An 11,967-nucleotide genomic window follows, 5' to 3' on the forward strand; every position below is an offset into this window, starting at 1 on the left:
CAAAATAATTCTTTTATGGGCGTAGCTATATGCCCCTAGACGTAGGTTAAGGCGTCAAGCGCTTTAACGCCTTGAGTGATTTCGCTAAAACACTCCTTGATATGTTTAGTAACACGCCCAATTTCACCATGACCGGCAATTTTCTTGTCATCAATACTACGAATCGGTGTAATCTCGGCAGCCGTGCCACTGAAAAATGCTTCATCGGCGTTGATAATATCTTCAACCTTGAAATATTGCTCATGCACCGTATAACCCTGCTCCTTGGCAATTTGAATAATCATCCGTCGTGTAATACCATCTAAGATTGTACCCAAAGGTGTTGTAAAAATCTCATTATTCTTAACATAAAAGATATTTTGCGCCGCCCCTTCAGCAACATTGCCATCCGCATCCAATAGCAAAGACTCATGATAATGCGTGCCACGAATCTGCATACTGGCAAGCATACTATTGACATAATGACCTGATATTTTAGCGTCACATATCGTTGATTGCGGATGGATACGAATATATTTACTGACCATCACATCGACACTTTCAGCAGCCAAATAACGCCCCATTGGTAAGCACCAGATAATGACCTCAATCGGATGATCAGACTTTGGCAATACACCAACACTTTGATTATCACCATAAAAAGCCAGCGGTCGAATATAGCAAGACTCAAGCCCGCTCTTTTTAACGGTGTCAATGACTGCTTGACACATTTGCTCAACACCAAAGGGCGGATTCATACCCAAGGCACGCATTGAATAATCAAAACGCTGCATATGCTCCTTTAGCTTTAGAATCGCAGTGCCCTTGGGTGTTTTATACGCGCGGATTCCTTCAAACACCGCTGAACCATAATGTAATGCATGGGTCATTACACTCACAACCGCTTTTTCTTTCTCGATAAATTGACCATTTTGCCAAATATAACCCTGCTCATTCACTTACGTTATCCTCCAAAAAATGATACGTGATTTACTTAGTTTGCTTAAATGTGATAATAAAATATAACTGTAAAATACAAAAGGGGAATTAAATAGCTGCCTACCAGCGAGGCAGTCGTAGAGATAGTTCAAGGGAAAAAGAAAGTGGAAGCAGCATGTGTTTTTTGACTAATTTTAACATCACAAGCCTCCTTGAGCTTTTTCAATGACAATAAACACAAGCTATCATCATCACCTGCGAATCGCAACAATAAAAATTTATTTTTTCCATCCCTTGCAATAATTTGCTCTTTACAATTATCTTGCAAAGGTTAGGCTATACTCTAGAACATGAAAGAACACGATGTTCTGACTAAACCATAAGGAGCAACCTCATGCATAGCAAACTCAAAGAAATCGTAAATAAAGAAAAACGCGTTTTTAGCATTAGCGCCAATAGCAGTTTATTTGAAGCAGCTCAAAAAATGGCTGAACATAAAGTCGGCTCACTACTTGTTATCGATAACAATGAATTTCATGGCATTATCACTGAACGTGATTTTTTATTTAAAGTCTCTGCACGCAATCATGACTTAAAGAAACATGTTGTTGCAGATATTATGAGCGAGCAGATCATTTCAATGAATCACAATCAAACTGCGCAAGAAGCCCTGCAACTTATGACTGAAAAACGTATTCGCCACTTGCCAGTCTATGATGACAATAATACTTTTTTGGGGTTATTATCTATCGGTGATCTAACCAAATGGGCAAGTTCTCGCTATCATCAAAAGCATGATGAGGTGGAGAGTCTGGTTAATTATATTCAACAGTAATCAAGCTAAATAACAGGTATCAATAAATGTCACGAATATATTCACCAGAGTCAAAACAAAAAGCTTATAAAGAAGCACTAAATAGTATTGCATTAATGATTGAAGGAGAAACCGATCTAATTGCTATTATGGCAACGATCTGTTGTGAGTTAAAACAAGCGTTTTGTTATTTTGACTGGGTTGGGTTTTATCGGAATACTGGCAATGATGTACTTAAAGTAGGACCTTACCAAGGTGGGCATGGTTGTTTAAACATTACTTTTGATCGTGGCGTTTGTGGTAAAGCAGCCAGAACAAGGCAAACACAAATTGTAGATGATGTTAATTTACTGCCTTACCATATTGCGTGCTCGAGCAGTACCATATCAGAAATTGTCGTGCCCTGGATTATTAATAATGAACTGTTTGCCGTATTAGACATAGACTCAGATGACAAAGGTGCTTTTGATAAAACTGACCAACACTATTTGCAGAAAATGCTATCAAACATTGAGATATAAATAATACTCATGATTAGTTTCTGTGTTTCTTAATGCGATGTGTTTGTCTTTAACTCTTAAAGCCATTACAATGCTAGACTATTGAATGTGGTTTGGACTTAAACTTTTATTTAAGTCATAAGAGGGTAATAAAAAATGACCGTTGTTGTATGGAGTCTATTGTTGTTTGGTGTACTTTTAAACGCCTCAGCACAACTGTTTTTGAAGTTTGGCATGGATCGCATTGGAGAGTTTAGTTTCACACTCGCCAATATTTGGCCAATTGGCTGGAAGGTTGCGACGAATTATTTTGTGATTTTAGGGCTTATGTGTTACGTCATCAGTGTTGTCGTGTGGCTTATGGTGTTGTCACGCGTGCCAGTTGGTTTAGCCTATCCAATGGTATCTATTGGATACATTGTCACTGCAATTGCCGGTTATTTTTTATTAGGTGAAACCCTGACAGCAACACGTGTTGCCGGAATTTTTGTGATTATTTTAGGCGTTTATTTGGTTGCAAAACCATAAATCAACATTAATCAGTAAATAGAGACAAATAAATGAGAGATACATTTTTACCTTTTGCCAAACCAAGCATTTCAGAAGAGGCGATTGCCGACGTCGTTGATAGCTTGCGCTCTGGTTGGTTAACAACGGGTCCAAAGCTTAAAAAATTTGAAAGTATGCTTCAAGAATACCATGATGCACCACATGCCTTATGTTTAAATTCTGCAACTGCCGGATTACATTTAGCCTTGTTGGCACTTGATTTAAAACCAGATGATGAAGTGATCACGACACCGATGACCTTTGCAGCCACTTTAAATGTCATCGAAATCGTTGGTGCCAAAGTTAAGCTTGTCGATGTTGAACGTGATACCTACAATATCGATGTCACGAAAATTGAAGCGGCAATCACACCTAACACTAAAGTGATTATGCCCGTGCATTTTGCTGGCTTACCTGTGGATTTGGATCCTATTTACGCGTTAGCTAAGAAGTACAATCTCGCCGTGATTGAAGATGCAGCGCATTCGATTGGTGCTGAGTATAAAGGTAAAAAACTAGGCACCTTTGGTGATATGCAAGTCTTTAGCTTTCATCCGAATAAAAACATGACCACTGGCGAAGGCGGTTGCGTTGTGACACGTGATGATGCGATTGCCAAGCATATTTCTTTGACACGTTTTCATGGTATGGATCGTGAAGCGTGGAATCGCTTTGGTAAAGAAGGTAGTGCACACTACCAGATCGTTTACCCCGGGTTTAAATATAATATGATGGATTTGCAAGCAGCACTTGGCATACACCAGCTACCTGCTTTAGATGGTTTCATTGAAAAGCGTACGAAATTAGCAAAGCGCTATTATGAAAAGCTTGCAAATTTTGACGCACTCATCCTGCCAAAAGCACCACAGTTTGAGCACAAGCATGCATGGCATTTGTTTGCGCCAACCTTAAATACACAGGTTGCTAAAATCACGCGTGATGAGCTCATGACTCAACTAAAACAACATAATATTGGTTGCAGTGTGCATTATGAAGCCGCACATTTATACCCTTATTACGCTAACAAATATGGCTTTAAAAAAGGCGATTTCCCCAATGCTGAGGAGATTGGTACTAATGTGATTAGCTTGCCTCTTTTCCCAGATATGACCTTTGCTGAACAAGATGATGCGCTTGACGCACTTAACAAAATATTAAGAGCTTAAGGAGCTAATATGACTAAGCCTTATTTAAGTGTGGTAATTCCGATATACAATGAAGAAGAAGTATTGCCTACACTTTTTTCACGCCTTTTCCCGGCACTTGACGCCATTAACAAACCCTATGAGGTTATCTTTACCAATGATGGCAGTAAAGATAAATCAATTGAGCTATTGCGCCAGATGCATGACAAGCGTCCAAATGAAGTTAAGGTAATTAACTTTAATCGCAACTTTGGACAACATATGGCGATTATGGCAGGCTTTGAGCATGTTGATGGCGAAGTGATCGTAACCATGGACGCTGATCTACAGAACTATCCAGAAGATATTCCACTATTGCTAGAGAAAATCGAGCAAGGTCACGATGTCGTTGGTGGTTATCGCATGGATCGCCAAGATAAAAAATGGCGTTTATTTTTCTCCAAATTACATAATTCATTGCGTTTAAAGTTAACCGGCATTGATATGGTTGATGAGGGTTGTATGCTTAGAGCCTACACGCGTGACGTGATTGATCGCGTTGTTGCTACCGGTGAGAACTCAACCTTTTTGCCTGCACTAGCACATAGCTTCTCATCAAATCCAACTGACGTTGGCGTGCGTCATGCCGCGCGTGAAGAAGGCACTTCAAGCTATAACTTGTATAAGTTAATTCGTTATAATTTTGACTTCTTTGCCAACTTCTCAAAGGCACCGCTTGAGTTCTTTACGATGACTGGCTTGGTCGTGTCATTTTTGAGTATCTTGTTATTTATTTATCTGATTGTAAAGCGTCTTGCCTTTGGTCCTGATGCTGATGGCGTATTTACGCTTTTTGCAATCATGTATTTTCTCATTGGTATGCTGTTAATGGGGCTTGGTATCGTTGGTGAATATATCGGGCGGATTTATGAAGAAGTACGTAAACGACCACGATTTATCATTAAAGACTATATAACAACGACTGATTCAAAAGATAAGTCACCCACTGAGAATAGAAAAGAAAGTGAATAAAAAAGGTAACAACATGTCCGTTAAATTATTAGTTTTAGGCGTCAATGGCTTTATTGGCAGCAGTATGGTGGAAAAGATCTTGAAGGATACCGATTGGGAAATCTATGGCATGGATCTTTCCGATCATAAAATCACGGAATTCTTGGATCATCCACGCTTACATTTTGTTAAAGATAATGTACTTGAGAATATGGAATGGGTTGAAGAACATATCCAAAAATGTGACGTTATTTTCCCACTGGTTGCTGTTGCCAACCCCGCGCTTTATGTCTCTGATCCATTATTTGTTTATAAGCTCGACTATGAATCAAATGTTGATATTGTGAAGCTATGTGTTAAGCACAAAAAACACCTTATTTTCCCATCGACATCAGAAGTCTATGGCATGAGCAAAGACATTCCATTTAATGAAGAAACCAGCGCTTTAGTGACAGGACCTATCAATAAGCCGCGCTGGATATACTCTTGCTCTAAGCAGCTACTTGATCGTGTCATTCACGCTTATGGCATGCAAGAAGGGCTTAATTACACGTTATTTAGACCATTCAACTGGATTGGTCCCAAGCAAGATGAAATCAAATCGTCTAAAAAAGGTAGTGCCCGCGTATTAGCGCAATTTGTCTCAAATATTATCGATGGTAAAGATTTACAGCTGGTTGATGGTGGCACACAACGTCGTTGCTTTACCTATATTGATGATGGCATCGATGCTTTGATTGAGATCGTTAAAAAACGTGATAACGAAGCACATCGCCGTATTTTTAATATTGGCAATCCAGATAATGAATACTCAATTAAAGAATTAGCAGAGTTAACCGTTGATGCGATGAAACGTTATCCTGAATACAAAGTTCGTGCTGAGAGCACCAAAATCATTGCGACAACTGCAGGAGACTATTACGGTGAAGGCTATCAAGATGTCGATCGCCGTGTGCCATCCATTGAGAATGCTAAAACACATCTTCATTGGGCACCCAAAGTATCCATGCAAGACGCATTAAGAAAAACATTTGATTATCATCTACTACAATGACGATTATTAGCGCCTTATTTTTCTCGATTTTAGCGGGCATTTTAAACGGCAGCTTTGCCGCTCCAACAAAACATATGCAAATCAACCCAGTCAAGATGTGGCTTAACTTTGCTTTCTGGGGATTTATTATTATCCCCCTTTTGACCTTTTTGATAGTTGATCCGGCGTTTTTCAGCTTGCTACTGCAGGTACCTAGCATGGCAATTGTTATTCCACTGATTGCCGGTTTAATCTGGGGTATCGGCATGGTTTGTTTAAGTGTTGCCCTTAAACATATTGGTATTGGTGTTGCTTTTGTTATCAATATTGGTATCGGTACGGCAGGTGGCACACTTATCCCACTGATATTCTTCCCACAACAGCAGTTAAGCACGGGGTTTGTCAGTTTAGTAATCATAGCGGTTGTTTTCTTATTAGTTGGCGTATTATTGGCAGGGCTTGCTGCACAACAACGTGAGAAAGAAGCCTTAACTAATATAACCAACAAAGCAACTAAGGTGGCATTATTTGCCATTTTGATTACAATTTTTGCAGGAATAAGCTCTGCACTTCAAGGGGCTAGCTATGCCTATGCATTAAGTGCATATGCCACACTGACAAATGAAGTCAATAACCCCTTTATTCTTGCGATATTGCCGTGGTTTTTTGTATTTGTTGGGGGTTTTATACCTTATGTCATCTACTTTGCGATGTTAAACGCTAAGATTCAAGGTCAAATTCAAGCCGTTTACAGACGAAAAATGACCTTAAAAGATCAACTATTGATTATTGCCATGGCAGTAATGTTTTTTGAATCAACGGTTTGTTATGCCAAAGCCTCACAAATTCTAGGTGCTTTAGGTCCGATTATTGCTTGGCCATTGTTTATGACATTTATTATTTTAATGTCTAATTTCTGGGGACTTAAGCACGGTGAATGGCGTAATGCATCACGTGCTGCAGGTATCAAAATTATTAGCGCAATTATATTATTGATTATCGCTGTAGTCACTTTAGTTGGGGCAAGCTTATTTCGTTAAGCTTTCATTATTTATTGCCGTGTCACCCAACACCACCTTATTTTCCCACCACTGCATGAAAAATCTTGCCAGCTCTTCACTATGCACAGTTTTGCGCCAACTATAGAAAACCAGTTTTTTCTCAAAGGCAAAATCAAAATTGACACGTTTTAACTTAAAAATATCACGGTAGTACTGATATAGGTGGTACTCGGTAGACATCACCGTATTGGGCATACTGCTTAATAAACTCATCGACGTCAAAATACTGTTAGACAACACCACCTTACTGCGCGGATGATGTCCGATAGTTTGACGAATATAAGGTGTCTCTTTATCGTGCATGGTGATATGTTTTGCTTGAAGATAATCAACCAAGGTCATTTTATCGAAATTACTTTGTTGACTTGTGATCACAACCGACTGTGTTTCCATCAATGGCTGTGTTGGAATACTCAACACACGGTCTTCCATGCCAATAAATAAATCAAATTGACTCACATCACATTGTGCTTTGTTTAAGTCTTTAAGCTTCAATACTTCCATTTCGATTTCAATATCATGAACCCTGCAGGCTTCAATAAAATCAGGCATATATAACAGCGCGAAAAAATCACTGGTCAGCACTTTATAGCACTTTTTCTCCGCCTCTGCACTACTGTGTTTTGCCAGCCCGACAATATGGCCGATATAACTGCACAGTTGCAAGCCCTTGGCAGTTGCCACACAGCGTCCATCCTGAATCTGCATCACATCCTCACCAAATGCCTTTCTAATCAGTCTCAATGCAGCACTTACCGTTGATTGATTCTTATTTAAAAGCTTAGCTGCTTCCGACACTGAACCGACTTCAATAACCGCTTTAAAAACATAGAGATTATTCAATGTGACCGAGCTTATATCCATTACGTTTACCATGATTTATTTTAACAGTTTTAGCTAACATGAGATAGCGCTTATGAACTGCTGCCAATTATCAGGCATTCATCATGCTAACGCAACCACATTACTATGATGCTAACTATCTAGTCTCACACTATCTCGCATGCTTAGAAAAAATTTAAAGCAGCTTCCATGCACTCTTATCTTCAAATAAGGCTCTTAAGAGTTTGTTATTGAGCGTATGTCCAGATTTATAACAATTGAAATATCCTAATATTGCGCCACCGACATAAAAATCACCAATGGCATCTAGCAGTTTATGTTTTACAAATTCATCGGGATATCTTAACCCTTCAGAGTTTGCGACACCCTCATTAGTAACACCAACAGCATTGTCAAGTGAAGCACCTTTTGCAAGATTATTTGCATGCAAGTATTCCAATTGCTCAACAAAACCAAACGTGCGTGCCTTAGCAACATGCGCTATATATTCCTGTTGATTACCTGAAAACTCAACAACTAAGGGGGTAGCGGCAATCACTGGATGATCCCATTTGATTTCAAATCGATAACGCGTCTCATCACTCGGGGAAATTTCTGCAAACTTATCTTCATCAGTGACGCGTATTGTCTTTAACACCTTAATTACTTGACGCTTTTTATCTTGCGCTTTTACCCCTGTTTTTTGTAATGCTTCAACAAAGGCAATACTACTGCCATCCATGACTGGCAATTCTGGCGCATCGATTTCGACAATGACATTGTCAACCTGAAACATACAAAGTGCTGACATTAAATGTTCAATCGTAGATACCGTTATTGTTTTATCATTTGGCGAAACCAGCAACGTGCACATCACTGCTTCAGTAATATTAAAGGGTGTAATCTTAATATCATGCATTTGGGATAAATCCGTGCGCCGAAAAACAATCCCTTGATCAACCGCTGCCGGCAATAAACGCATATTGACATTAACACCTGAATGTAAGCCAATACCTTGAATTTCAATATGATGATTGATCGTCTGTTGCTGCACATTTTTCTCCATGCGTTTGGCAATGACAGAGACTATATAACATCTGGGCTAAAAAAGCTAATCAATAACACCACTAATACCATTAAGCTAATAACAACATAACACTTATTATTCTGGCGTTTAAAGTTATAGGCCGTAATTGCCACACGTACGATCGGGTTGATTAAAATAAACAACACCCCGAGTTGCAATAATGATTTAATACTGCCATGAAATGCTGTTGAAACAATCAGATTAACATCTTCCAAGCGTTTAGGCTCACCGCTAAAAACATGCGACAAGTGCACGATTTCATTATAATCCATCAGATAAAGCACTTCAGCAACAAACACTACTGAAATGGAGACAATAATTGACACCATCATTACCATAACAATAGTTGCTGAGTCAGGTTTTTTTTGATTTTTTTGGTCTTTTTGGCTTTTCAGATTTTTTATTTTTTCTGCTCTAGCGCTATTGTCGCTCATAAGTGAACTCCTAAGCCATTTAAAATCATTTGCACGCCGATAATAGCAATTAGCACTAAAAAGACTGTTTTCAAGGTTTTTACCGGAATGATCGGCAATAATTTAGCACCTAAGAATGCACCAACAAAAACACCCAATGCCACGGGCGCCGCAAATAATGGCTCGATATAGCCTGCTTTAAGATAAATACCAACACTTGCCGCAGCGGTAATACCGATCATGAAATTACTGGTTGCAGTAGTCACTTTAAAGGGGATCTTCATGATTTGATCCATGCCCAATACTTTAAAAGCACCTGAACCGATACCCAAAAGCCCTGATAGCACACCTGCAATCCACATAACAACAAAGCCAGGGACAACACCAACAACAGCATAAGACTCTATTTTGTCTTTTATTTGATAGGTATCTGGGAGTTGTAATTTTTGCGCCAGTTTACTTGATTCAATCACTGTGTTTTTTGGCTTATTCAGTAATGAAATCATAATATTTAAAAGCAGCATAACCCCAAAGATAAGTGATAATATGTCTTTATTCATCACCACCGCAAGGCTTGCACCACAGATTGCGCCAATCGTTGTTGCCACTGATAAAAACATACTAATACGAATATTGCTTATCCCATCTCTAAGGTATGAAATCGCAGCACCCGATGACGTAGCAATCACCGAGGTTAATGCCGCCCCCATTGCATAACGGATATCAATGCCAAATCCAAGAACTAAAAAAGGCGTGATAATCACCCCACCACCAAGACCTGCTAGGGCACCAAGGATACCTGCAAACATCGATGCAGCTATAATAATCAGCTCAAATACAATAAGATCCATCTTTATTTCTCTCTATGGCAAATAACTGCGTCACATGCTAGCGTTATAACTATTGGTATGCTGAAATTGCAGCAGACTCATCAAGCTTAAATCCTTTGGGGTCACTAATAATCTTATAATCCCCTGCAATCACTTCATTGGCAGTTATTGACGTAATCTCGCCCAAGCCTGGCAACATCTTACCAATATTAGCAATCGTAAATGTCCCATTGGTAGATTGCAGCACAAGACCATAACTATTAGCAGAGTAAATCTTATAGTTTGTCGCTACTTTATCCGTCGTTGTTGGCATAGTTATGATTGATTGCATAGCTTGACCCTTATCATTTGATGTGCTACTTGCTGCTATTTGCGCAAGTTTGGCTGAAAACTGCTTCGCCAAATCATCACTGACTTTATCTAAGCTTTTGGTCTGTTTTTGCACTTCATCTAACTTCATTTGCATTTGCTGTAACTGCGTTACTGCCTCAGTATTACTGTTTAAAATCATCTGTTTTAATTCAGCAATTTTGGCATCTGCAGACTTTCTCACCTGCTCAGCTTCCGCGTGAATGATATTTGATAGCGTATTTCTAATGGCACCTGCCTGATCCTCAATATGAGACTGCAGTACCTTTTGATGCGCTTGGATTTCTTTTTGATTAGTAATAATAAACAATTGAAATACTAGCACACATGCCACACCCACACCACCTAGCACCATCAGCTTTTGCTGTTTTGTTAGCGGCGTTTTACCTTTTTGTTGGCTTGATACCTCAGAATCAAATTCGTCATTTTCTAGCTCTACATCAGATGCTTGATCTTGTGTTTTGTCTGCTTTTTTATTTAATGAACCAAATAATTTCTTCATTGCAGCTTAGTCCTTCTTTACCAATGATAGCACTAAGTATAGAAACTATTTCGAGCATCGCCTAGCAGTTGATGGTGATTTATGTTTTTTTGTTTATACTATACCCATCGTAAATCATTTTGCGGTGTTTATTTGTAAAGTAGCCTGTGAAGATTTTGGCAAGTTGGATTGCAGGTAATAGCTAGAACTATTATCAAAATCAAACTTGGTAAAAGCGCGCAGAATACAAAGCAAGAAATTCTGTAAAGCGGTTTATGATGGGTATAGAGCCATATAATTTGGAAAACTCACTTGATAAGGATCAGAAACAATGAAGTACAATTTTCTTATTCGACTGCTTCACTTACTCATTGCGCTTGGTGTCATCTTGCAACTCTTAATTGGTTTTTTCTTTGATGATTTATTTGCCAAGCTCAATGGTGCATTTTTTATGACAATACACAAATCAATCGGTTTGTCTTTAGCTGTTGTGGTGATTCTACTGATCATTACCCGCTTATTATCAAAGAAAATCCCTTACCCTAAAGCGATGTCATCCTTACATATTTTTCTTGCCAAGATTGTCCACTTCGGTCTTTATCTTTGTGTATTTTGCATGTCAATGACGGGACTTATCGCCTCACAACTGTTTCAAAGTCAATGGCAATTTTTCTATTGGTTTAATGTGCCTATCTTGTTGCCGCAAAACCCAGAGCTTGGCAGTGAAATTTTTAGCTGGCATCCTTGGTTTGCCTATATTCTACTCGTGCTTGTCATACTACACATCTTAGCGGCACTTTATCATAAGTATATTGCTAAGGATGATATTGTTAAGAAGATGATGTAAGGCAAACTATTATAGATGAATAAATAAGTTGAATCACTCCTCACCCGTGTCGCCTATACTCTACGACCTATCCCGCAAGGAAAGAGGTGAAAAATAGTACCATCTATT

At 38.9% G+C, this 11,967-nt stretch carries 14 protein-coding genes; 8 read left to right on the plus strand and 6 right to left on the minus strand.

Going from position 1 to position 11,967, the window contains the following annotated elements; translation table 11 throughout:
• Nucleotides 1-35 precede the first annotated feature (35 nt).
• On the minus strand, nucleotides 36-938 hold the full coding sequence (locus tag ACY10D_RS05300; protein WP_486999728.1) for a branched-chain amino acid transaminase: 903 nt from the start codon (nucleotides 936-938) through the stop codon (nucleotides 36-38).
• Nucleotides 939-1,312: 374 nt separating this feature from the next.
• Here ACY10D_RS05300 and ACY10D_RS05305 point away from each other — a divergent pair, with 374 nt between their 5' ends.
• The 7 genes from ACY10D_RS05305 to ACY10D_RS05335 all read left to right on the plus strand — a co-directional run bounded on the left by ACY10D_RS05305 (nucleotide 1,313) and on the right by ACY10D_RS05335 (nucleotide 6,989).
• On the plus strand, nucleotides 1,313-1,753 hold the full coding sequence (locus ACY10D_RS05305) for a CBS domain-containing protein (protein ID WP_486999729.1): 441 nt from the start codon (nucleotides 1,313-1,315) through the stop codon (nucleotides 1,751-1,753).
• A 26-nt stretch (nucleotides 1,754-1,779) separates the two neighbouring features.
• Nucleotides 1,780-2,253 (plus strand): GAF domain-containing protein, encoded by a 474-nt coding sequence (locus ACY10D_RS05310; protein ID WP_486999730.1) that lies wholly within the window; start codon nucleotides 1,780-1,782, stop codon nucleotides 2,251-2,253.
• A gap of 135 nt (nucleotides 2,254-2,388) precedes the next feature.
• Complete coding sequence (locus tag ACY10D_RS05315) at nucleotides 2,389-2,760, plus strand: EamA family transporter (RefSeq protein WP_117003242.1); 372 nt, start codon at nucleotides 2,389-2,391, stop codon at nucleotides 2,758-2,760.
• Between the two features lie 32 nt (nucleotides 2,761-2,792).
• Nucleotides 2,793-3,947 carry a DegT/DnrJ/EryC1/StrS family aminotransferase gene (locus ACY10D_RS05320; protein WP_486999731.1) on the plus strand — a complete coding sequence of 385 codons (1,155 nt, stop codon included), beginning with the start codon at nucleotides 2,793-2,795 and terminating at the stop codon, nucleotides 3,945-3,947.
• Between the two features lie 9 nt (nucleotides 3,948-3,956).
• Nucleotides 3,957-4,937 carry a glycosyltransferase gene (locus ACY10D_RS05325; RefSeq protein ID WP_486999732.1) on the plus strand — a complete coding sequence of 327 codons (981 nt, stop codon included), beginning with the start codon at nucleotides 3,957-3,959 and terminating at the stop codon, nucleotides 4,935-4,937.
• Nucleotides 4,938-4,950: 13 nt separating this feature from the next.
• Entirely contained in the window at nucleotides 4,951-5,970 is a 1,020-nt protein-coding gene (locus ACY10D_RS05330; protein WP_486999733.1) for a bifunctional UDP-4-keto-pentose/UDP-xylose synthase, read from the plus strand.
• Nucleotides 5,967-6,989: an L-rhamnose/proton symporter RhaT gene (locus ACY10D_RS05335; protein ID WP_486999734.1), complete on the plus strand. Its 1,023-nt coding sequence runs from the start codon at nucleotides 5,967-5,969 to the stop codon at nucleotides 6,987-6,989. Before ACY10D_RS05330 ends, ACY10D_RS05335 begins: the two co-directional genes overlap by 4 nt.
• Here the strand turns inward: ACY10D_RS05335 and ACY10D_RS05340 are convergent.
• The 5 genes from ACY10D_RS05340 to ACY10D_RS05360 form a co-directional block, all read right to left on the minus strand.
• Nucleotides 6,978-7,874 carry a LysR family transcriptional regulator gene (locus tag ACY10D_RS05340; RefSeq protein ID WP_486999735.1) on the minus strand — a complete coding sequence of 299 codons (897 nt, stop codon included), beginning with the start codon at nucleotides 7,872-7,874 and terminating at the stop codon, nucleotides 6,978-6,980. The two genes, ACY10D_RS05335 and ACY10D_RS05340, sit on opposite strands and share 12 nt — an antisense overlap.
• Before the next feature lie 154 nt (nucleotides 7,875-8,028).
• Complete coding sequence (lpxC, locus tag ACY10D_RS05345; RefSeq protein ID WP_486999736.1) at nucleotides 8,029-8,886, minus strand: UDP-3-O-acyl-N-acetylglucosamine deacetylase; 858 nt, start codon at nucleotides 8,884-8,886, stop codon at nucleotides 8,029-8,031.
• 32 nt (nucleotides 8,887-8,918) lie between these two features.
• On the minus strand, nucleotides 8,919-9,353 hold the full coding sequence (locus ACY10D_RS05350) for a DUF1634 domain-containing protein (RefSeq protein WP_486999737.1): 435 nt from the start codon (nucleotides 9,351-9,353) through the stop codon (nucleotides 8,919-8,921).
• A complete protein-coding gene (locus tag ACY10D_RS05355; RefSeq protein WP_486999738.1) occupies nucleotides 9,350-10,183 on the minus strand; it encodes a sulfite exporter TauE/SafE family protein in 834 nt (277 codons plus the stop codon). Before ACY10D_RS05355 ends, ACY10D_RS05350 begins: the two co-directional genes overlap by 4 nt.
• A 49-nt stretch (nucleotides 10,184-10,232) precedes the next feature.
• Nucleotides 10,233-11,033 (minus strand): hypothetical protein, encoded by an 801-nt coding sequence (locus ACY10D_RS05360; protein WP_486999739.1) that lies wholly within the window; start codon nucleotides 11,031-11,033, stop codon nucleotides 10,233-10,235.
• Nucleotides 11,034-11,343: 310 nt separating this feature from the next.
• Here ACY10D_RS05360 and ACY10D_RS05365 point away from each other — a divergent pair, with 310 nt between their 5' ends.
• Nucleotides 11,344-11,859, plus strand: coding sequence for a cytochrome b (locus ACY10D_RS05365; RefSeq protein WP_486999740.1), 516 nt, complete (start codon nucleotides 11,344-11,346; stop codon nucleotides 11,857-11,859).
• The last annotated feature ends 108 nt before the right edge of the window (nucleotides 11,860-11,967 follow it).

The organism is Cysteiniphilum sp. (assembly GCF_057495195.1).

Bases quoted from the DNA above. Each gene is read 5' to 3' on its own strand.
- ACY10D_RS05305 (WP_486999729.1), top strand. From the start codon at position 1,313: ATGCATAGCAAACTCAAAGAAATCGTAAATAAAGAAAAACGCGTTTTT.
- ACY10D_RS05310 (WP_486999730.1), top strand. From the start codon at position 1,780: ATGTCACGAATATATTCACCAGAGTCAAAACAAAAAGCTTATAAAGAA.
- ACY10D_RS05315 (WP_117003242.1), top strand. From the start codon at position 2,389: ATGACCGTTGTTGTATGGAGTCTATTGTTGTTTGGTGTACTTTTAAAC.
- ACY10D_RS05320 (WP_486999731.1), top strand. From the start codon at position 2,793: ATGAGAGATACATTTTTACCTTTTGCCAAACCAAGCATTTCAGAAGAG.
- ACY10D_RS05325 (WP_486999732.1), top strand. From the start codon at position 3,957: ATGACTAAGCCTTATTTAAGTGTGGTAATTCCGATATACAATGAAGAA.
- ACY10D_RS05330 (WP_486999733.1), top strand. From the start codon at position 4,951: ATGTCCGTTAAATTATTAGTTTTAGGCGTCAATGGCTTTATTGGCAGC.
- ACY10D_RS05335 (WP_486999734.1), top strand. From the start codon at position 5,967: ATGACGATTATTAGCGCCTTATTTTTCTCGATTTTAGCGGGCATTTTA.
- ACY10D_RS05340 (WP_486999735.1), bottom strand. From the start codon at position 7,874: ATGGATATAAGCTCGGTCACATTGAATAATCTCTATGTTTTTAAAGCG.
- ACY10D_RS05350 (WP_486999737.1), bottom strand. From the start codon at position 9,353: ATGAGCGACAATAGCGCTAGAGCAGAAAAAATAAAAAATCTGAAAAGC.
- ACY10D_RS05355 (WP_486999738.1), bottom strand. From the start codon at position 10,183: ATGGATCTTATTGTATTTGAGCTGATTATTATAGCTGCATCGATGTTT.
- ACY10D_RS05360 (WP_486999739.1), bottom strand. From the start codon at position 11,033: ATGAAGAAATTATTTGGTTCATTAAATAAAAAAGCAGACAAAACACAA.
- ACY10D_RS05365 (WP_486999740.1), top strand. From the start codon at position 11,344: ATGAAGTACAATTTTCTTATTCGACTGCTTCACTTACTCATTGCGCTT.